General features: G+C 65.7%; 20 protein-coding genes and 1 pseudogene. 6 read left to right on the plus strand and 15 right to left on the minus strand.

Going from position 1 to position 20,520, the window contains the following annotated elements; all coding sequences use genetic code 11:
* Window positions 1-5: 5 nt before the first annotated feature.
* The 3 genes from IV113_RS10005 to IV113_RS10015 all read right to left on the minus strand — a co-directional run bounded on the left by IV113_RS10005 (window position 6) and on the right by IV113_RS10015 (window position 1,953).
* The gene (locus IV113_RS10005; protein ID WP_291083880.1) at window positions 6-710 is read right to left on the minus strand and encodes an anti-sigma factor; all 705 of its coding nucleotides are present in this window, start codon (window positions 708-710) and stop codon (window positions 6-8) included.
* Window positions 707-1,273, minus strand: a complete 567-nt coding sequence (locus IV113_RS10010) for a sigma-70 family RNA polymerase sigma factor (RefSeq protein WP_291083883.1) — start codon at window positions 1,271-1,273, stop codon at window positions 707-709. Before IV113_RS10010 ends, IV113_RS10005 begins: the two co-directional genes overlap by 4 nt.
* Window positions 1,274-1,410: 137 nt before the next feature.
* Window positions 1,411-1,953 carry a DUF3455 domain-containing protein gene (locus tag IV113_RS10015; protein ID WP_291083886.1) on the minus strand — a complete coding sequence of 181 codons (543 nt, stop codon included), beginning with the start codon at window positions 1,951-1,953 and terminating at the stop codon, window positions 1,411-1,413.
* Between the two features lie 175 nt (window positions 1,954-2,128).
* Here IV113_RS10015 and IV113_RS10020 point away from each other — a divergent pair, with 175 nt between their 5' ends.
* A complete protein-coding gene (locus tag IV113_RS10020; protein ID WP_291083889.1) occupies window positions 2,129-2,884 on the plus strand; it encodes an ABC transporter ATP-binding protein in 756 nt (251 codons plus the stop codon).
* Between the two features lie 11 nt (window positions 2,885-2,895).
* Here the strand turns inward: IV113_RS10020 and purT are convergent, their stop codons facing one another.
* Both purT and asd read right to left on the minus strand, forming a co-directional pair.
* The gene (gene purT, locus IV113_RS10025) at window positions 2,896-4,098 is read right to left on the minus strand and encodes a formate-dependent phosphoribosylglycinamide formyltransferase (RefSeq protein WP_291083892.1); all 1,203 of its coding nucleotides are present in this window, start codon (window positions 4,096-4,098) and stop codon (window positions 2,896-2,898) included.
* A gap of 25 nt (window positions 4,099-4,123) precedes the next feature.
* Window positions 4,124-4,975, minus strand: coding sequence for an archaetidylserine decarboxylase (gene asd, locus IV113_RS10030; RefSeq protein WP_291083895.1), 852 nt, complete (start codon window positions 4,973-4,975; stop codon window positions 4,124-4,126).
* A gap of 96 nt (window positions 4,976-5,071) precedes the next feature.
* Here asd and IV113_RS10035 point away from each other — a divergent pair, with 96 nt between their 5' ends.
* Together IV113_RS10035 and IV113_RS10040 are read left to right on the plus strand one after the other, a co-directional pair.
* On the plus strand, window positions 5,072-6,007 hold the full coding sequence (locus tag IV113_RS10035; protein WP_291083898.1) for an ATP-binding cassette domain-containing protein: 936 nt from the start codon (window positions 5,072-5,074) through the stop codon (window positions 6,005-6,007).
* Window positions 6,008-6,059: 52 nt separating this feature from the next.
* Window positions 6,060-6,893: an ABC transporter permease gene (locus tag IV113_RS10040; protein WP_291083901.1), complete on the plus strand. Its 834-nt coding sequence runs from the start codon at window positions 6,060-6,062 to the stop codon at window positions 6,891-6,893.
* A 90-nt stretch (window positions 6,894-6,983) separates the two neighbouring features.
* On the opposite strand, the gene IV113_RS10045 is transcribed toward IV113_RS10040, so the two are convergent.
* The 4 genes from IV113_RS10045 to IV113_RS10060 form a co-directional block, all read right to left on the minus strand.
* Window positions 6,984-7,238, minus strand: coding sequence for a hypothetical protein (locus IV113_RS10045; protein ID WP_056270503.1), 255 nt, complete (start codon window positions 7,236-7,238; stop codon window positions 6,984-6,986).
* Between the two features lie 163 nt (window positions 7,239-7,401).
* Window positions 7,402-8,526: a YbdK family carboxylate-amine ligase gene (locus IV113_RS10050; RefSeq protein ID WP_291083909.1), complete on the minus strand. Its 1,125-nt coding sequence runs from the start codon at window positions 8,524-8,526 to the stop codon at window positions 7,402-7,404.
* 8 nt (window positions 8,527-8,534) lie between these two features.
* A complete protein-coding gene (locus IV113_RS10055) occupies window positions 8,535-9,722 on the minus strand; it encodes a cation:proton antiporter (RefSeq protein ID WP_291083912.1) in 1,188 nt (395 codons plus the stop codon).
* Between the two features lie 155 nt (window positions 9,723-9,877).
* Entirely contained in the window at window positions 9,878-10,789 is a 912-nt protein-coding gene (locus IV113_RS10060) for an SAM-dependent methyltransferase (protein WP_291083915.1), read from the minus strand.
* 54 nt (window positions 10,790-10,843) lie between these two features.
* Here IV113_RS10060 and IV113_RS10065 point away from each other — a divergent pair, with 54 nt between their 5' ends.
* The 3 genes from IV113_RS10065 (at window position 10,844) to IV113_RS10075 (ending at window position 13,054) form a co-directional block, all read left to right on the plus strand.
* Entirely contained in the window at window positions 10,844-11,902 is a 1,059-nt protein-coding gene (locus IV113_RS10065; protein WP_291083918.1) for a serine/threonine protein kinase, read from the plus strand.
* Between the two features lie 206 nt (window positions 11,903-12,108).
* Window positions 12,109-12,558, plus strand: coding sequence for a MarR family transcriptional regulator (locus tag IV113_RS10070; protein WP_291083921.1), 450 nt, complete (start codon window positions 12,109-12,111; stop codon window positions 12,556-12,558).
* 67 nt (window positions 12,559-12,625) lie between these two features.
* Complete coding sequence (locus IV113_RS10075; protein WP_291083924.1) at window positions 12,626-13,054, plus strand: organic hydroperoxide resistance protein; 429 nt, start codon at window positions 12,626-12,628, stop codon at window positions 13,052-13,054.
* A gap of 87 nt (window positions 13,055-13,141) precedes the next feature.
* Here IV113_RS10075 and IV113_RS10080 read toward each other — a convergent pair.
* The 6 genes and pseudogenes from IV113_RS10080 to htpG all read right to left on the minus strand — a co-directional run.
* Window positions 13,142-13,471 (minus strand): annotated as a pseudogene (locus IV113_RS10080) (hypothetical protein); the annotation flags it as partial.
* 94 nt (window positions 13,472-13,565) lie between these two features.
* A complete protein-coding gene (locus IV113_RS10085; protein WP_291083927.1) occupies window positions 13,566-14,522 on the minus strand; it encodes a response regulator in 957 nt (318 codons plus the stop codon).
* The gene (locus IV113_RS10090) at window positions 14,522-15,727 is read right to left on the minus strand and encodes a hybrid sensor histidine kinase/response regulator (RefSeq protein ID WP_291083930.1); all 1,206 of its coding nucleotides are present in this window, start codon (window positions 15,725-15,727) and stop codon (window positions 14,522-14,524) included. The genes IV113_RS10085 and IV113_RS10090 overlap by 1 nt, the downstream gene beginning before the upstream one ends.
* The gene (locus IV113_RS10095) at window positions 15,724-17,049 is read right to left on the minus strand and encodes an ATP-binding protein (RefSeq protein ID WP_291084178.1); all 1,326 of its coding nucleotides are present in this window, start codon (window positions 17,047-17,049) and stop codon (window positions 15,724-15,726) included. Before IV113_RS10095 ends, IV113_RS10090 begins: the two co-directional genes overlap by 4 nt.
* On the minus strand, window positions 17,042-18,472 hold the full coding sequence (locus IV113_RS10100; protein ID WP_291083933.1) for a class I SAM-dependent methyltransferase: 1,431 nt from the start codon (window positions 18,470-18,472) through the stop codon (window positions 17,042-17,044). Before IV113_RS10100 ends, IV113_RS10095 begins: the two co-directional genes overlap by 8 nt.
* 114 nt (window positions 18,473-18,586) lie before the next feature.
* Complete coding sequence (gene htpG / locus IV113_RS10105) at window positions 18,587-20,449, minus strand: molecular chaperone HtpG (protein WP_291083936.1); 1,863 nt, start codon at window positions 20,447-20,449, stop codon at window positions 18,587-18,589.
* Between the last annotated feature and the right edge of the window lie 71 nt (window positions 20,450-20,520).

Consider the following 20,520-nt stretch of genomic DNA (forward strand, 5'->3'; position numbering starts at 1 on the left):
CAGGCTCAAAGCTGAACCGACCGCCCGATGAACTGGATCGGCCCGGTGGGCCGTCCTGTGGGCGAGCCGTTGTAAGGCTCGACTGTGATCTCGAACAGCTGGTTGGCTTCGATCGGGGGCAGCTTGTCGAGCGGGATCTCGATCGGTTTGCCCGGCTCCACCAGGCCCAGCGACACCGGTGCGCTCCAGCTGTCGGCCTTGGTCCAGAACTGCAGTGATCGTTGCGCGGGCACCGGCTCGGGCGCTACGGGAATCAGCTTCAGGCGCTGCGGGCTGCTGGTCTGCACCAGCCAGCCGGGCGCCGTGCCCTGGGGCGCCACCAGCACCACCATGAACTGCGGTCGCGCGGGCGCGAACAGGCCCACGGTGGGCGCGATGGCCATCACGCTGGCGGCGGCAAAGCCGGTGGCGGCGGCAAAGCGCCAGAACACCACGCTGTTCCACCATGAGCTCAGACCGCCCGGCTTCATGGCAGGGGCCGCACGGGGCTTGGCGGGCAGGCTGTTTTCGATGCGCTGCCACAGCGCGGGTGAAGGCTCCACCGGTTCCACGAGTTGGGTCAGGGGTTGCAGTTTTTCTTCCCACTGCTGCACGGCCGTGCGCAGCATGGCGTCTCTGGGCAGGCGCTCTTCCACCTCGATGCGCTGGCCGGCGGACAGCGTGCCGAGCACGTAGTCGGCGGCGAGTTGTTGCACGGGATCAAGGCTCATGCCAGACACTCCTTGAGCGAGGCCATCCCACGGCGGATCCAGGCCTTCACCGAGCCCAGCGGGGCGCTCAGGCGTTCGGCGATCTCGGCGTGGGTGCAGCCGTCGAGGTAAGCGAGCAGCACGCAGTTGCGCTTGGCCACGTCCAGCCGTTCGAGGCATTGGTCGAGCTGGCCCAGCGTGGAACGCAGGGAAAAGGCGTCGAGCATGTCGGGTGCGGCCTGCGGTTCTGCGTCTTGCAGATCGTCGAGGCGTTCTTCGTCCACCGACACGGTGCGGGCGCTGGCGCGCACCGCGTTGAGTGCGCCGTGGCGCACGATGCTGCACATCCAGCCTCGGCCTTCACCGCGGTTGGGGTCAAAGGTGGAGGCGCGGTTCCAGATCGCCATGAAGGCGTCGTGCAACACGTCTTCGGCGGCGGCGCGATCGCGCACGATGCGCAGGGCCACGCCCATGAGGAAACGGTTTTCGCGTTCGTAGAGGCGCTGCAAAGCACCCTGATCGCCCCGGGCGCAGGCTGCCAGCGCGGCGTTGTGGTCGAAAGGCGTGGGGTCGTTGGAAAGCACGGGCGACGGTCGGACCAGCGGATCGATCGGACGCCGGGCACCCCTTTGCAGAGATACCCGGCGGGGTTGCCATCGATCGTACCCGAGGGCCCGAGGCACACTCGTGGCCGGCGCCGCATGACGCCAGCCAGCGGCCATCAGACCGCCTTGTAGAAGATGTAGTCGGCTTGGTACTTCACGATCTGCTTGCTGCCCACGTTGGTGGCAGCGCAGGCCATGGCAGGCGCCACACCACCCACAGTGGCCACGCGCTGCACGTAGGTCACACCGGTCATGGCGCCGCTGCCCATGGCGGGGTTGGCTTTCACCAGTTGCAGCGGGATGCTGCCGGCGGCGGCGGGTGCCACGGCCACTTGGGTTCCGGTGAACTTCGAGCCGTCGTTGCTCTGCCAGGTGGCGGGTGGGCCGTAGTAGGTGCCCACTTGTTTGCCGGCGCGGTCCATCAGCTTGGCGTCGGGACCGACGAACACCCATTCGAACTGGTCGGCCATGTTGGCCTTGGCGCGGCATTCGTAGGTGATGTCACCAGCGCCGACGGTCTCCATCACCACCTTGTGGCCCATGGGCACCTGCACAGCGGCGGGCAGCATGGCCTGGGAATACATCATGGGCGCGGGGCCGGTGGCGCAGGCGGTCAGGACGAGGGCGGCCGCGGCGGCCAGGGTGGACTTGATCATCATGGGTAACTCCAGATTGAGGTTGGGGGAACTCGAACAGCGCAAAACGGGTTGCAGCTGTAAGTACTACGCCCGGAGGCCGCATCTGGATGCACCGCGCCAAAAAAAACTTTCTTTACCTTGCATGCGTACGGTTGCGAACGGTGCGCGGCCTGAGCGGTGCGTAAGCTGTGACCGCATGAACATTGATCACCACAGCCCCACCCGCCAGCGCCCGCCCGTCCACGCGCACAGCGCGCGCCGGCCATTGATGTGTTTAACGGGCGCCAGCAAGCTGTACGACAAGGGGAGCAGCGCGCGCGAGGCACTCCGCTCGGTTAACCTGGAAATTCACAAGGGGGAGTTGATCGCCATCGCCGGGCCTCGCGGTTCGGGCAAATCCGCGCTCATGAAGATGCTCGGGTTGCTGGAGGCTCCCACCAGCGGCGGATACCACTTCCTGGGCGTACCCGAACAATCGTTGTCTGAAGAACAGCGGCTGTGGTTTCGGAGGCGGTTTTTCGGCTTCGTGCCACAGGCGTTCAACATGCTGCAAACCACGTCGCTGCAAGGCAACGTGGCACTGCCATTGATCTATCGTGGGCTATCAGCTGAATGCTGCCAGACAGCGGCGATGCGTGCGCTGTCGGTGGTGGGTCTGGAGGATTGCGGCCACAGAATGCCCGCCGAATTGGACAGCACGCAGCAGGGGAAGGCCGCTATTGCCCGTGCCCTGGTGTGCAACCCCAGCGTGCTGCTGGTGGACGCGGCCCGCCAAGCGTCGGAAAAGCCCTTGTGCCCCGAGATCGAAACCTTGCTGCGCAAGCTCAACACCGAACACGAGCTCACCGTGGTGGTGGTCACGCAGTCAGACAGTGCTGCCCGTTGGGCCGGGCGCGTCATTCAGGTGAATGGCGGCGCGGTGGAGCACGACACCTCAGGCCTGCTCCACTGAGTGGGAGCGGCTCAGGCCGTGCGCGGCTTCACCAGCGCGGCGGCCTGTTTGGCGCGCGCGCGGGCCAACTCCACGTCGGCATCGAATGCCAGCGCCACGCCCATGCGGCGCTTGGTGAAACTCTCGGGTTTGCCAAACAGGCGCAGTTCGGTCTGCGGCACGCGCAGCGCTTCGTCCACGCCGTCGAAGGCGATGCCGCTGGCGTCCACCCCACCGTAAATGACGGCACTCGCCCCCGGGCTCTTGAGCGCCGTGCTCACCGGCAGACCCAGGATGGCGCGGGCGTGCAGTTCAAACTCGTTCTGCCACTGCGTGATCATGGTCACCATGCCGGTGTCGTGCGGGCGCGGGCTGACTTCGCTGAACCACACCTGATCGCCCTTGACGAACAGCTCCACACCGTAGAGCCCCTGGCCGCCGAGGTCGTCGGTGACGGCCTGGGCGATGCGGCGCGACTCTGCCTGTGCGGTCGGCGTCATGGGATGCGGCTGCCAGCTTTCCACGTAGTCGCCGCTCACCTGCACATGGCCGATCGGGTCGCAGAAGTGGGTCTCGATTTCACCGTCGGCGCCCACGGCGCGCACGGTGAGCTGGGTGATCTCGTAGTCGAAGGCTATGAAGCCTTCGACGATGATGCGGCCCGGCCCGACACGGCCGCCCGACATGGCGTAGTCCCAGGCCTTCTTCACGTCGGCCGGGCCGTCGATCTTGCTCTGGCCCTTGCCGCTGCTGCTCATCACGGGTTTGACGATACAGGGATAACCAATCCCGGCATCGATGGCGGCCTGCAGTTCCTCCAGCGAATCACAGAACTGGTACGGGCTGGTCGGCAGGCCCAGTGTCTCGGCGGCGAGGCGGCGGATGCCCTCGCGGTCCATGGTCAGGCGCGCGGCGCGCGCGGTGGGGATCACGCGCACCACACCGGCGGCTTCCAGCTCCTGCAGAACGGGCGTGGCGATCGCCTCGATCTCGGGCACCACCAAGTGCGGACGCTCGGCCTCGATCAGCGCTTTCAGCTGCGCCGGGTCGCTCATGGTGATGGTGCGCGCATGGTGTGCCACCTGCTGGCCGGGCGCGTTTTCATAGCGGTCGACCGCGATGGTCTCCACGCCCAGGCGCTGCAGCGCGATCAGCACTTCCTTGCCGAGTTCGCCCGAGCCGAGCAGCATGACCTTGGTGGCCGAGGGAGACAAAGGGGTGCCGAGCGTGGTCATGTGAGGGCTCCAGGGAACAAGGAATTCAGAGGGCGTCGCCCATGGCCTCGCCCAGGCGCACGCTGTTGCCGGGCGCCCAGTCGGGGTTGAAGGCGATGGTGTCGCGCGGCCAGAGCAGCACCACGGTGGAGCCGAGCAGGAAGCGGCCCATTTCTTCGCCGCGCTGCAGGCGCACCGGGCTGTCGTCGTAAGACCATTCGCGCACCGTGCCCGGGCGCGGCGGGTTCACCACGCCGTGCCAGGTGGTGGCCATGCTGCCCACGATGGTCGCGCCCACCAGCACCTGCACGAAGGGCACAGTGGTCTGGCCCAGCTGCAGGTCAAACACGCAGACCACACGCTCGTTGCGCGCAAACAGGCCGGGCACGCCCTGCGCCGTGGCCGGGTTGACCGAGAACAGATCGCCGGGTACATGGACCATGCGGCGCAGCGTGGCCGCTGCCGGCATGTGGATGCGGTGGTAATCCTTGGGGCTCAGGTAGATGGTGGCGAAGGCGCCGTCGTCGAACTGCGCGGCCAGCGCGACATCACCACCGACCAGCGCACGCGTGCTGTAGGTGTGGCCCTTGGCCTGGTAAATCTGGTCGCGGGTGATGGCGCCGAACTGGCTGATCGCGCCGTCGACCGGGCAGACGAAAGCCGCGTCGGCCAGCGGGCGGGCACCGGGCTTGAGCGCGCGGGTGAAAAACTCGTTGAAGCTGGCGTACACCGTCGGATCCGGGTTCGCGGCCTCGGCCATGTTGACGCCGTATTTGCGGATGAAGCGGCGAACGATCCACTGCGTGACGCCGCCCCAGCGGCCATTGGCCACCCAGCGGGCGAACTCGGTGAGCGCGCGCTTCGGGAACACGTATTGCAGGGAAACGGAGAGGGACATGAACGTGGAGCAGAAGGAGCAAGACCCTGGCGGGCGGCCCCGCATTGTAGGGGTCGACCCCAACAGCAGCGGCCCGGGCGGGCACAATCCCGCACCATGACGCAAGCCCTGTTTGAATGCCACCATCTCGTCAAACGCTACGGCGAGAGCACCGTGGTGAACGACCTGAGTTTTTCCATCCACCCCGGCGAGTGCCTGGGTGTGATCGGGCCCAACGGCGCGGGCAAGACCACCACCATCCGCATGTGCCTGGGCCTGACCGCACCCGACGCCGGCAGCATCACCGCCTTTGGCCTGGAGATGCCGCGCGACGCCCTCGCCATCAAGGCGCAGCTGGGTGTGGTGAGTCAGATGGACACGCTGGATCCGGACTTCGACTGCGCCGAGAACCTGCTGGTCTATGGCCGCTACTTCGGTTTGCCGGTGGCCCAGGTGCGCGCGCGCATCCCGCAACTGCTGGAGTTCGCCGCGCTCTCGCACAAGGCGCAGGCCAAGCCGGGCGAACTCTCTGGCGGCATGAAGCGGCGCCTGTCGCTGGCGCGTGCGCTGGTGAACGACCCTCGCCTTCTGATGCTCGACGAGCCCACCACCGGGCTGGACCCGCAAGCGCGCCACCTGATGTGGGAGCGCCTGCAAATGCTGCTGCAGCAGGGCAAGAGCATTTTGCTGACCACCCACTTCATGGACGAGGCCGAGCGCCTGTGCTCGCGCCTGCTGGTGTTGGACCACGGTCGCAAGATCGCCGAAGGCCGCCCGCGTGAGCTGATTGCACAGCACCTGGAGCCCGACGTGGTGGAGGTGTACGGCCAGGGGGCATTGGCCCTTGCGCAGGCCGAAGAGCACGCCGCGATCCGCGAGCTCGCAGCGCGCGTGGAAGTCAGTGGCGAAACCGTGTTCTTCTACACCGCGCAGGCGATGCCGCTGCTGGCGGCACTGGGCGCGCATCCCCAGTTGCGCACGCTGCACCGACCGGCCAACCTGGAAGACCTGTTCCTGAAATTGACCGGGAGACAGATTCGAGAAGACGGTTGATGGCGAGGGCTTCGACAAGCTCAGCCCGAACGGATACCTTGGCGCACCCATCATGAACACGACAACTCCCCTGCCCCGCAAGCTTTCTCACTGGTCACCTCCGCAGGTGTCGATGCGCTGGTGGCCGGTGTTTCTGCGCAACCTGCTGGTCTGGCGCAAGCTGGCCATCCCCAGCCTGGTGGGCAACATCGCCGAGCCGCTGATGTGGCTGGTCGCCTTCGGCTACGGCATGGGCGCACTGGTCGGGCAGGTGAACGTGGACACGGCCAATGGCAACGTGGCGGTGCCCTACATCCTGTTTCTCGCCAGCGGCAGCATCTGCATGAGCGCCATGAACGCGGCCAGCTTCGAGGCCTTGTACTCGGCCTTCTCGCGCATGCACGTGCAGAAAACCTGGGACGGCATCATGAACGCGCCGGTGAGCCTGGACGACGTGGTGCTGGCTGAAATGTTGTGGGCGGGCTTCAAGGCCCTGTTTTCGGTGACGGCCATCATGGGGGTGATGCTCGCGCTGGGCATCAGCCATTCACCCAAGCTGCTGCTGGCCTGGCCAGTGCTGCTGGGGGTGGGCATCACGTTCTCGTGCATTGCCCTGGTGTTCAACGCCCTGGCCCAGGGCTACGACTTCTTCACTTACTACTTCACGCTGTTCCTGACGCCGATGATGTTTCTCTCGGGCGTCTTCTTTCCGCGGGAACAACTGCCGGTGGTGGTGCGCCATCTCTCCGACTGGCTGCCATTGACCAACGCGGTGGAACTGGTGCGACCACTCTTCATGGATCAGTGGCCTCAGCAGGCCTGGCTGCATGCGGGCGTGCTGCTGGTCTACACCGTGGCAGCGTTCTGGCTGGCCCTCGCGCTCACGCGCAAAAGGTTCGCCAAATAACTTGAGCCCCCACGCTCCGCCGCTTCGCGGGTCGCTGCCCCCCGAGGGGGCTGGCCTTGCTTGGGGCGGCCCTGCGCTGCGGCCGTCGCTTCAATGCACCATCTGAAGGGCGGGTTGGGCTTCGCAATACAACTCGGCACCGGAGTCCATGAACTCTTCGGCTTCGATCACGGCGTCAAAATCTCGAGCGGTGTCGAAGATCTTGGGAATCAGTGGCTTGTCCAGCGGGCGGCAGATGCGCTGACGCAGGCCGCGCAGGTTGGCGCTGGTCTCCATGGCGTGGATCACGGCTTCCGGATCGAGCATGAGGACGAAGGGGTTGAGGCGGCTGGACGTGATGGACATGGGGGGCTCCTGGGGGAATGCGGTGGTTGTTTCAAATCGGCTGTCGATGAAACAAACTGTATCTGGCCACCTTCAGGGCGTTAAGTCGGCGCAGCCCCATTCCCTCTGTAAGAAGTTCCCTGACACGGCGTCCGGAACACCTACAAGCCAGGCGTGCGCGAAGTCACGGGCCGGTGCGCAGCGCCTCCACGCTGGCGCGCACCACCGACTGCACGCTGCCACTCTCCCTGTACTGGTTGCGCAGGTAGGTGGCGTGGTTGCCCACACGCCCCGCCGTGCGCTCGATCTCGTCGAGCGCGGCCAGTGAATTCAGCGCCAGCCCGTGCGGTGCCAGAAGGCGCAGCGTGGTCAGGATGTCCTCGCGGATGCTGATCTGCTCGCGCGTCTTGGGGTTGACCATCATCCCGTCCAACCCGAAGCGGCAGGCCTGGAAGCGGTTGTAGGTGTAGACGAGGTAATCGTCTTCTTCGGGTGGCAGCTCGCGGCGCACCAGCAGGTGGCGGCACAGCGCCTGCAAATAGCACGCCAGGCCGGCCGCGCGCTCCACCGTGAGGGGCGTGTCGCACACACGCAGTTCGATCGTGCCGTACTCGGGCTTGGGCCGGATGTCCCAGTAAAAATCCTTCATGGACTTGACCACGCCGGTGCTCTCCATCTTGGTGAAGTAGACGTTGGCAAACTCGTCCCAGCTCAGTGTGAACGGCGCACGGCCGCTGAGCGGAAACGCGAACACCGAGTTCAGGCGCGCCGAGTCGAACAGCGTGTCCACGCCTTGCGAAAACGGCGACGAAGCCGAGAGCGCGATGAAGTGCGGCACGTAGCGGTTGAGCGAGTGCAGCAGGAACAGCGCCTCGTCGGGCGAGCTGCAGCCCACGTGCACGTGCTGGCCGAACACGGTGAACTGCTTGGCGAGGTAGCCGTACAGGCCCGAGAGCTCCTGGAAACGCGGCTTGGAGAAAATGCGCTGCTCGAACCAGCGCTGAAACGGGTGCGTGCCACCGCCCGCGATCTCGATGTTGAGCCGGTCGCCCGCGCTCACCAGCGTGTCGCGGATCTGCTGCAGCTGGGCCAGCAGCGGGCCGTGCTCACGCTGGATGTCGGTGGCGATCTCGATCATGCTCTGCGTCATCTCGGGCGTGACCACCCCCGGAAACGGCTTGCGCCGCAACAGCTCCAGCAAGTCGTTGGCGCTGCTGGAGAGATCGAGGTCGTAGGTGTTGACGAGCTGCAGTTCCAGCTCCACGCCCATGGTCAGCGAATCGGACGATTTGAATGTTTCCAACGGCATGGGAGCTCCTATTCCTTGGTCACGTGGGTTTCTTGCGCGGTCATGAGCGCGCGCTGCGTGACCACCGGCCCCAGCAGTTCCTGCACCACCATCATCCCGGCCATGGCCGCCAGCACTTGCACCGCTGGCGCGAAGCCGTACAGACGGGTCTGCTCGAGCAGCAGGATCGCAAACGCCGACATGGGTGTGAGCGCCAGTCCGGTGAGCAGACCCTTGCGCTCGGTGATGCCCGAGAGGCGCGCGGCCACCAGGTTGCAGCCCACCTTGGAGGCTGTGCGCACGGCGATCAGCAACAAGCCCATGAGCATGCCGGCGCCCACGTCGGCCCAGTTCAACAACGACGCGATGTAGACGAACAGGAACACCGAGGCCATATCGCCCGCAGTACCGAAGTCGCGCTGGGCGTTGGTGAGGTGCACCCGCCGCTCGCGCGCCACGATGCCGAAGGAGAGTGCCGCCAGCAGCGGCGAGAGCTTGAGGCCGTAAGCGGCGGTGGTGAGCAGCAACACCGACAGCGCGAACACCACCGTGACGCCGCGCTCGTGCGTGCTGCGCTGGCGCAACAGCCAGGGCACCGCCACACCCAGCAGCGCACCCACCGCCACCGAGGTGGCCACCACATACATGCTGCCGAAGGCGGCCAGCACCAGATCACCCGAGGTGTTCAGGTACCAGTAACCCACCACCAGCTTGAGCGCCACCACCGACAAGATGCAGTTGATGGCGCACAGGTGCAGCACGCGTTCGGTCACCTGTCCTGCGCTGCGCAGCTCGTTGGCCACGCGCACCACGCCCGCGGGTGAGGCCGAGATGGACAGAGCGGCAATGATGAGGCGGTGGTCCACCGGCAGGTCGAACCAGCCACTCACCCAATAGATGACGCCAAAGGTGACGAAGGATTCGACCACGCCGAGCGCCAGCATCCAGGGGTTGTGGCGGAACCAGCGCAGGTTGATGCGATAGCCGAGTTCGAACAGCACCAGCGACAGCGCCACGTTGGCCAGGAACGGCAGGCCGGGTACATCGGTGGTGAGGCCGGGCAGGTTGATCAAGCCGCCGAACAGGCCCACCGCCACGTAGCTGGTGACGCGCGGAATGTTCCAGCGTTCGAACAGCAGCTCGGCCAGGAACCAGGCCAGCAGCAGCACCAGAGGCCAGGCAACGGACTGCAAGAGAAAAGCAAAATCGGTGACCATGGGCAGGCTTCTCCAGGGATGGGGGTCTGTGAGAGGGTGACATTCAAGGTGAAAAAATACCCTGAGTGCCACCCGGCAAACCGGCATCAGCGTGGGGCTGACTTGTACACCGGGGAACAGGGCAAACGAGGGGGCCGAAGGGCCGCGGCGGAGGATCAGACCACCACAGCGGGCGGCTCAGATCCGGAGGACTCGACCGCGAACCGCGTCTTGAGTTCAGGCAGGCCCAACTCATTGAGCACCTGCGTCAATCGCTGCCGGGCCCGCGCGCGGGCTCCGTGTCGGTCGTCGGCCATTCTACGGGCCAGAATCAGTTCGTTCTTCATGGAATGCTCCCATCCCACGAGCTCGGTCACCGTCACGCTGTAACCGTTTGCTTCCAGTTGCAAACAGCGCAGCACATTGGTGATCTGGCTGCCGAACTCGCGCGTGTGCAGTGGGTGGCGCCAGAGCTCGGCCAGCGGCGAGCGTGCCAGGCTCAGCGCCTTGTGCTGGCGCAGCACGCCGGCCACCTCGGCCTGGCAGCAAGGCACCAGCACCATGTGACTCGCCTGCTTGGCCAGGCCGAAGGCAATCGCATCGTCGGTGGCGGTGTCGCACGCGTGCAGCGCGGTCACCACGTCGATGCGCGGTGGCAAGCCCGGGTGCGTGAGCGCCTCCTGCACCGTGGTGGCCAGAAAGTCCATGCGCTCGAAGCCCAGCTTGCTGGCCAGGGCTTGCGACTTGTCCACCAGCTCGGCGCGCGTCTCCACGCCGGTCACACGGCCCACCGGCCTGGCTTTGAAGAACAGGTCGTACAGGATGAAACCCAGATAAGACTTGCCCGCGCCATGGTCGGCCAGGGTCACGTCGCCGCGCGCGGCCAGCACCTCGGCCAGCAGCGGCTCGATGAACTGCACGAGGTGGTAGACCTGCTTGAGCTTGCGCCGCGTGTCCTGGTTGAGCTTGCCCTCGCGGGTGAGGATGTGCAGCTCCTGCAGCAAGGCCACCGACTGGCCTTCGCGCAGCTCGGGCAGTTGCTCCTGCAGCGTGGGCACCGGGCGAGGTGAAGATGTGTTTTTGGCCATGGACCGATGATAGGTCGCACCCGGTGCCACGGTCTGCAACGGTGACAATCACCCATGACATTGCCCATGACGCCCGACTCCGTTGCTCCCACCGACCATCCCTACCGCGCCTTGACACCCGACGTGGTGCAGGACGCACTGGCCAGCATCGGCCTGTGGGGCGACGGGCGCATGGCCGCGCTCAACAGCTTCGAAAACCGCGTGTACCAGATCCACCTGGAGTCGCCAGTGGACGGCGTGGACCAGGTGGTGGCCAAGTTCTACCGGCCCGGGCGCTGGAGCGACGAGCAGATCGCCGAGGAACACGCGTTTGCCATGGAGCTGGTGCAGGCCGAGATTCCCGCGGTACCGCCGCTCGTGGTGAACGGCGCCACCCTGCACCATTTCGGCGGCTTCGCGTTTGCGGTGAGCCCGCGTCGCGGTGGTCGGCGGCCCGAGCTCGACGACTTCGACGTGCTCGAATGGATCGGGCGCTTTCTGGCGCGCATCCACAGCGTGGGCGCGACCCAGCCGTTCCTGGTGCGCCCGGCGCTGGACGCCACCAACTTCGCCCGCGAGCCGCGCGACTGGTTGATGGAACACGCCGCCGTGGCACCCGAGGTGCGCACCGCCTGGGCCGCCGCACTCGAAGAAGCGCTGGCCCTTGTTGAAGCCCATCCGGTGCTCAAGGCTGGCGCGACGCTGGCAGAAGACGGCATCCGCCGCATCCGCCTGCACGGCGACTGCCACCCCGGCAACATCCTCTGGACACCGGAAGGCCAGCCAGGCGCAGGACCGCATTTCGTGGACCTGGACGACGCGCGCACCGGACCTGCTGTGCAAGACCTCTGGATGCTGCTCAGTGGCGATCGGCGCCAGCAGACGCAACAGCTCGGCGCGCTGGTCGACGGCTACGAACAGTTCCGCCCTTTCGACCGGCGCGAGCTCGCTTTGATCGAGCCACTGCGCACGCTGCGGCTGATCCACTACAGCGCCTGGGTCGCACGCCGCTGGGACGACCCGGCCTTCCCGATCAACTTCCCCTGGTTCGGCAGCCGCGACTACTGGCAGGGCCAGGTCGACATGCTGGTGGAGCAGATCGAGGAAATGCAGGGTGCGCCTTTGATGGCTTGAGTTTTCTTGGGGGCTTCGTTCGGAGACCTCGCGCCAGGACGGTGGCGGTGCAGGCGATCCCGGGCAGACACCCGCGAGCAGGGCCGGAGAACGCGTACCCGCTCCAGCCGCCCTCCTGCACACAGCCGACCAAAAGACCCATCAACGATCATGGTTGCTCACAATTACATTGCACACAATCTAATTGCTCGTTACATTAACACCCCATGAACACCACGCGCCTCTCCAGCGACCAGGCCCTGCAGCTCGACCACCAGCTCTGCTTCGCGCTGTATTCGGCCTCGCTGACCATGACCAAGCTGTACAAGCCGCTGCTGGACGAGATCGGCCTGACCTACCCGCAGTACCTGGCCATGCTGGTGCTGTGGGAACACGACGGCGTGGCCGTCTCCGAACTTGGTGAACGCCTGCACCTCGACTCGGGCACCCTCACCCCGTTGCTCAAACGCCTGGAGGCCGCCGAGCTCGTGACCCGCCTGCGCGATGTGCAGGACGAGCGGCGCGTGCTGATCCGCCTGACTGCCGCCGGTCGCAAGCTCAAGGCCCGGGCCGCGCGCATTCCCGGCTGCGTGCTGCAGGCCACGCAGTGCGATGTGGCGGAAGTCCTTGCGCTCACCCGGCAGGTGCAGACCCTGCGCGATCGCCTCTCCGCCTGACCCCAGTTCCCTTTCCCCCGTTTCAACCACCGCTTCCCGCAAGCGATTCAACCCCAGGAGCCACACCATGCCCACTTCCCTCGACAAAGTCGTCTACACCGCCCGCGCCCACACCACCGGCGGCCGCGAAGGCACCTCACGCTCCGACGACGGCATGCTCGACGTCAAGCTCTCGCCTCCCAAAGCCATGGGCGGCTCGGGCGCAGCCACCAACCCCGAGCAGCTGTTCGCCGCTGGTTACTCCGCCTGTTTCATGGGCGCCATGAAACACGTGGCGGGCATGAAAAAACTGGTTGTGCCGGCCGACGCGTCGATCGACGCTGAAGTCGACATCGGCCCGATCCCCGCCGGTTTCGGCATCGCTGCCCGCCTGAACGTGAGCCTGCCCGGCATGGACCGCGCCGTGGCCCAAGACCTGGTGGACACCGCGCACCAGGTGTGCCCGTACTCCAATGCCACCCGCGGCAACATCAACGTGACCATCACGCTGGTCTGAGCGTCGGATCACGCAGCAAAAAGCCCGTCCGGCTCACGCCGGACGGGCTTTTTTGATGGAGGTCGCCCCCTGTCAGCGATACAGGTCGGGATCGTAGATGGTGGTGCTGGTGCCCACACCCACCCCGACGCGCGCATTGCTGTTGCCGATCCGGCTGCTCGTGCCCACGCCGGCACCGGCGCTCACCGCACCGCGCTGGTTCACCCCCACGCCCACACCCACCGGCCCCACGCCGGTGCTGACGCCGGCGTTCACGCCTCCGGAGCCCACGCCCACGCCGATGGAAAACGGGCCGACCGGAATGCCCACACCCACCCCCACAGAACAACCGGTGAGCAGGGCGCCAACAAAAAGCAAGGCGGCCAGGCGGGACGCGTGCCGGAGCCGCTGACGGGAAGAGTGGGCAAGGTTCGTCATGGGATTCCCCGAAGGTTCAAGAACAAGGGTACTTCAACCCTGCCTGAATGACCCACACCGTTCACCATGGTTCCGCGGTTCCGACGAACCGGTTTCAAACCGGGTTTTTCCCCAGCCGCTCCATCGCATCGGCGAGCCAGTCCTCGCGCAGCGCATCCGGCGCGGCGGGGCGCACCATCCAGCCGCCTTGCGCGGGTGTCACACGGGCATGGCCGCCCTGCCACAGCAACCAGGCCAGCCAGGCGCACTGGGGTGCGGTGGGCGTCTCGCCCGCGGGCGACACCAGCAGCGCGGTGAACACGGTGGCATTGGCCACCAACACCCCGTCACCACTGACCTCGCCACCGATCGAACGCGCCAGTGCCGACAGAGCGTCGCCCACCTCGCCCCGGGGGCCCAGCGCCTGCAAGGCATCGCGCAGGTGCGCCGCGATGGCCGCGCCTCGCTGGGCCTCGGCCTGCAGCAGATCGGCGTGGTCCCAGCGGTTCCAGTCCACCATGGGCTCGGCGCCACCCACCACCCGCGCCGCTTCGGCGTAGCGGTGGAGCGCCTGCTCATGGCCGTCGGCATACACCGCCGAACCCACCATGAGCAAGGCGGCCAGGCGATTGGCCAGCAGGCGGCTCTGCTGGGCCAGCAGCCTGTCGCGCATCAGGCTGTCGCGTTCGCTGCGCAGGACCGCCAGCTCCAGTGCGTTCTTCAGATCGGCGCGCAGACTTTCCAGCTCCCAGGGCTTGTTGATGTAGCGGTAAATCTCGCCGGTGTTGATCGCCTCGATGGCATCCCCCAGCTCCGAATAGGCGGTGGTCAACATGCGCACGATGCCGGGATAGTACTCGCGGGCATGGCGCAGCAGTTCGTTGCCACGCTCGCCGGGCATGCGCTGGTCGCACACCAGCACGGCCACGTCGGCACCGTGCGCGAGCAGCACCGCGCGGCCTTCTTCCACCGAGCCGGCGGTCAGCACCGGCGCCAACGGACTCACCAGACGCTCGAAATACTTCAGCGCCATGGCCTCGTCGTCCACATACAGAATTTTTGTTGGTGTCATCAGGTCTCCTCGACCGGGGTGTCGTCAGGCGACGGTGGGAAATAAAGGGTCACGGACGTGCCCTGGCCCAAGGTGGATTGCACGGCGATGTCACCGCCCAGGGTGGTCATCACGCGCTGGCAAAAGAGCAGACCCATGCCGCTGCCACCACTCTCGGCGCGGGTGGTCACGGGCTCCCGCGTGAGGCGATTGAGCACCTCGGGCGGGATGCCGGGGCCGTTGTCGGTCACGCGCAAAGCCGACTGCGGGCTCAGGCCAGGCAGCATGGCCACACGGACCAGTGCAATGCGCACTTCGGGGCGCTCCGGCGGCTGGGCGCGCAGGGCGATCAAGGCGTTCTTGACCAGGGTGCACAACACAAGGTAGAGCAGGTCGCGTCGACCGGGCAAGGTGAAATCGGGCGCCAGTTCTGCCGACAGCCAGTCGGCCTCGGCGGCTTCAAACGGGTACTCCTCCTGCACCGCACGCACGAGTTCGCTGGCGCGCAGGCTGGCCGAGGTATCGCCCCGGCTGGCATCGCGCGCGGTCTGCACGAAGGTGGACACCAGCGACTGCGCGTACTCTGCGCGCCGCTGCGCGGCCTCGATCATGAACAACACGTCGCCCGGCTTCTGCTGGGCGATGTAGGCCATGCCATCGGTGTTCCCGGGGCTGGCGCGGTGGTTCTCGCGCATGGCCGAGAGGTAGCCGCGCACCGTGGCCAGTGGCGAGGTGACCTCGTGGGCCAGAAAGCCCAAGGTCTCGCGCAAGGCCGACTCGCGCCGCGCGATGAGCAACTGGTCGCGCGTGCGGCGCACGCTGGACTCCAGCGCCTCGCGCAAGGCCTGGCGGGTGATCGCGTCGTCCAGGGGCTTCTCCAGGATCTTCTCCACATGGCCCTGGTTCACGGCCGACATGGCCACGTCCTTGTCGGCATAGGCGGACACCAGCAGGCGCGCCACGTGCGGATAGAGCCGCCGCACCTCGCTCAGCAATGCCACGCCGTCGCGCGTGGGCATCGCGTAGTCGGTGAGCAGCACCGCCACCTCGTGGCTGCGCTCAACGAGCAAGGCCAGCGCTTCGTCCACGCTGGCGGCGGTCAACACGGTGAATTCCGTGCCGTACAGGCGGGCAAACCATTTGCAGGCCTGCGGCTCGTCGTCCACCATCAGGATGGCGTGCGGTCCCTGGGGGCCTCGCACCGTACCGGGGTCTTGCATGTTCATGTGGGCCTCGGCAAATCAAAGGTGAATTCGGTCCAGGCGCCCAGCTCGCTCTCCACCGCCAGGGTGCCGCCGTGGCGCTGCACGATGCCGTAGCTCACGCTCAAGCCCAGTCCGAGGCCAGCGCCCACATCGCGCGTGGTGAAGAACGGCTCGAACACACGTCCCACGTTCTCGGGCGCGATGCCCGTCCCGTTGTCGCGCACCGAAACGAACAGGCGCAGCTCGCGCGCAACCACGGTCACCGCGATGCGTGGCTGTTCACGCCGCGCCGCCTGCAGGGCATGTGCGGCATTGCTCAGCAGGTTGATCAACACACCGATGATGGCGGGCTCGTCGCCCAGCACGTGCGTGTCCTGCGGCAACTCCACCGGCACGTCGATGCCCTTGAGCTCGTAGCCGGCCAGCCGCAGGGCCGAGCGCAACGCGTTGCCCAGCAGGAAGGGGCGCTGGGCGTCCTGACCCGGCTTCTGGTAGGCGAAGGTCTTGAGGTCGGAGACGATGTTCTGGATGCGCTGCATGCCCTCTCGCGCATCGCCCAGGCTCTCCTTGAGCATGGCGTCGCTCTCCACGCCCGGGCAGGTGAGACCCATGTCGATCGCCATCAGGCTGTAGTTCACCGGGTTGTTGAGCTCGTGCAGCAGGCCGGCCGAGAGCGTGCCGATGGCGGCCATCTTCTCGCGCTGGATCAGCTGGCCCTTGACTTCGGCCAACGTGGTGTTGATCTCGCGCAGCGAGGCGTTTTTTTCCGACACCTCGTGCTGAAGAGAGAACAAACGGATGCGAGCCTTCTCGTTGAACCAGGTGCAAACCGCGCTGGCGGCCGCAGAGAACAGGATGAACAGCGAGTTCGTCACCAACCGCGAGGAGTCCTCGCTGGCCTCGGGGTGCAGCACACAGGCCGCCACATACAGGCCCAGCGTGAGCGCTCCGAAGCCCACACCCTCAAAGAAGCTGATCGGCAGGATGATCCCCACCGCATAGAGCGCCAGATGCAGACCCACGAAATAGATCGACTGCGCGCCATCGGTGTCGAAGATCATGAAGGCGATCATGATCTGCGGCAGCAGCAGCCACAGCATGGTGAGGCCACGCACGTGTTTGCGTCCGAAAGGCGTGAACAGCACCCAGAACACACCCAGGGTGAGCACCGCCACCAGGACGCGCAGCAGCGAAAACTCCAGCAGCCGGTCCGGGTACGAAAAATAGTCGAGACCGAAGCCGGCCAGCACCAGCACGATGGAGGTGATGCTCCCCGCCTTGCTGTAGGTGAGCCGGAAGTCCGAGAGCTGCTGCTCGTAAGGCGAACTCGGCCGGCTAACCATTTTCAAGGGCCATCGCTTTCAGGCGCGCGTTGACCACCAGCTCCGCAAAGATGTTCACCCCGGTGGGATCGGTATAGAGCGTCACCGGTGCGTCGACCTCTTCCAGCACCACGCGCATCTGCGCCTCGTCGCGGTAGATCAGGTGCCACTCCAGCAGGTGCTCCATGCCAAAGCGCTCCGGGTTGTCCGAATGCACGTTGGTCACCAGCAGGTGGGCACCGGGGTTGCTGCGCGACATGAAGTAGCGGATCAGGCGCGTGCACACCTTGTCCGACAAATAGTCGAACAGGCCGGCGCAGTAGATGGTGTCGAAACCTTCGCCGTCCGAGGGGGCGGTGTCGCGCGTGGCGCGTTTCAGCAGTTCGTGCACCGACTCCTGCACATAGGTCACATCGACCTTCACCTTGTGCGTGGCCGCTGCCTCTTCGATCTTCTGCTGCGTGTACTTCAGCGTCTCCAGGCTGAAGTCGATCAGGGTGAACTTCAGGCGCGAGAGATCCACACCGCTGGCAATCAGCTTCTGGATTTCCACGCCGGGGCCGCAGCCCACATTGAGCACCCGGATGACGCGCTCCTGCGCGGCCGCGTTGTCCGCCGCCTTCTTCAGGAAATCCACCAGGATGTCGATGCGGTTGCGGTGCGCCACGGCCACCGCCGCCTTCAGAAACATCGCGTTGACCAGCTGGATGTAGGTGCTGCTGCCCTGTCGCGGGTCGCCCAGGATCTGGTTGACCATCTCGTAATCACCCGCGTAGCCGAGCGGCTTGGCGAAGGTGCGGTACACAAAGGGCGCGCGCAGCAACAGGGGGTGCAGCGCGGTCTGGGCATAGGCGCGGTGCAGCAGCGAGTCTTCGATGGGCAGTTGCGAGGCCTCGTCTTCCAGGCGCACGAGGAACTCCTTGCCCTTGATCATCAAGGGCTCGGCGATGGCCTCGAACACGTCGTCGGTCAGGCGCCCGCTGCTGTCGCGCGGGAGCGAGTCGACCATGTCGGCCTGGTCGATCCAGCGCGCGGTCTCCGCCAGGAAGGCCCGGAACTCGCTGATGGTGACCTGGTAACTCTGCTTGATTTTGAAGCGCGATTCCCAGTCGGCGACGAAGCGGCTCGCCTCGTCGCGCACCTGGCGCACATCGCCACGGATGGCGTTCAGATCGGACCACTCGTCAATCAGCGCCACCGACACCACCGCCATCAGACCGGTGTTGAGCAGGCTCACCACCACGGCCTTGCCCTTGTAGATGATGCGGTCGCCCGAGCGGATGGTCAGCTCGCTGAGCACCTCGCTGACCTGCACGATGGAGTACGGGTTGTAGATCTCCATCACCAGCGAACGGCGCTGCAGGCTGGTCAGGGTGCCGCGGGCACTCTCTCCCTGGCTGTTGCGAAAGGTGACGACGTGGTCGAATGGGCGCTGAAGGTACACGGTGTGAGTGTTTGAGTGCGTGGGGGAACAGGTGCATTGCCCTGTTCCCGAGGAAACCCCCCGGGGCACAGTGTAGTCAACCGCTTGCGTGACTTGCACGCCCCGTTATTTCAATCAGATCAACAGGGCATTCACGCGCTTGACATAAGCCGCCGGATCATCCGGCAGACCACCCTCGGCCAGCAGGGCCTGGTCAAACAGGATGTGGGCCAGGTCGTCGAAGTGTTCGCTGCTCTCCAGCTTCTTCACCAGGGCGTGTTCGGCGTTCACTTCCAGGATGGGTTTGACCTCGGGCGCGGGCTGGCCGGCCTGCTTGAGCATGCGGGCCAGCTGGGTCGACAGATCGCCGTCTTCCACCACCAGGCAGGCCGGTGAATCCACCAGGCGCGAGGTCACGCGCACGTCCTTGGCCTTGTCTTTCAGGCTTTCCTTCAGGCGCTCCAGCACCGGTTTGAACACCTCGGCCGCGGCCTCGGCGGCCTTCTTCTCTTCCTCGTCCTGCAGCGTGCCCAGGTCCACCGCGCCCTTGGCCACGCTTTGCAGCGGCACGCCGTCGAACTCGTTGAGGAAACTCAGTGCCCACTCGTCCACACGATCGGTCATGAGCAGCACCTCGATGCCCTTCTTGCGGAACACCTCCAGTTGTGGGCTGTTCTGGGCGGCGGCGCGGTTGTCGGCGGTGATGTAGTAGATCGCGGCCTGGCCTTCCTTCATGCGGGCCTTGTAGTCGGCCAATGACGTCAACTCGGTGCCTGCGGTGCTGGCAAAGCGAAGCAGCTTGGCGAGCTTGTCGCGGTTGGCAAAGTCTTCGCCAAGGCCTTCCTTGAGCACCGCGCCGAACTCGGCGTAGAAGCCGGTGTACTTCTCGACATCCTTGCTCATGTCATCCAGCATGGCCAGCACGCGGCGTGTGTTGCCCTCGCGGATCGCCTTCACGTCGCGACTCTCCTGCAGCAGTTCACGGCTCACGTTGAGCGGCAGGTCGGCCGAATCCACCACACCCTTGACCCAGCGCAGGTAGGCCGGCATGAGGGCCTCGGCCTCGTCCATGATGAAGACGCGTTTCACATACAGCTTGATGCCGGCCTTGCGGTCGCGGTTCCAGAGGTCTTGCGGCGCCTTGGCCGGGATGTAGAGCAGTTGCGTGTACTCGGTGCTGCCTTCCACGCGGTTGTGGCTCCAGGCCAGCGGGGCCTGGGTGTCGTAGCTCAGGTTCTTGTAAAACTCGGCGTACTGCTCGTCGCTGATGTCCTTCTTGCTGCGCGCCCACAGCGCGTTGGCCGAGTTCACCGCCTCCCATTCGTCCAGCTTCACGTGGGCGCTCTTCTCGGCATCCCACTCTTCCTTCTGCATCAGGATGGGCAGGCTGATGTGGTCGGAGTATTTGGCGATGATGGACTTGAGCTTCCAGCGATCGAGGTAGTCGCTCGCGTCATCGCGCAGGTGCAGCGTGACGCTGGTGCCGCGCGCGGCGCGCTCGATGGTCTCCACCTCGAATTCACCGGTGCCCGCGCTGACCCAGCGCACACCTTCCGATGCCGGCACGCCGGCACGGCGGCTTTCCACCGTGATCTTGTCGGCCACGATGAAGCCCGAATAGAAGCCCACGCCGAACTGGCCGATGAGCTGGGCGTCCTGCTTCTGGTCGCCACTGAGGTGGCTCATGAAGTCCTTGGTGCCGCTCTTGGCGATGGTGCCCAGGTGATCCACCGCTTCGGCCTGGCTCATGCCGATGCCGTTGTCGGTGATGGTGATCGTGCGGGCGTCGGTGTCGAAGGCCACGCGCACATCCAGGTTGGGCGCGTCTTCGAACAGAGCGGCGTTGTTCAGCCCTTCAAACCGCAGCTTGTCGCAGGCATCCGATGCGTTGGAAACCAGCTCGCGCAAAAAGATGTCGGGGTTGGAATACAGCGAATGGGTGACCAGGTGCAGCAGCTGTGCCACTTCGGCCTGGAACGACAGGGTTTGTTTGCTCATGGGAGTTCGTTGAAAAGAAGAGGAGGAAGCGCTCCCATGGCGGGAGCGTGTTCAAAGCGTGTGGAGCACGG

This window comes from Hydrogenophaga sp., from assembly GCF_018780385.1.
Classification (GTDB): domain Bacteria; phylum Pseudomonadota; class Gammaproteobacteria; order Burkholderiales; family Burkholderiaceae_C; genus Hydrogenophaga.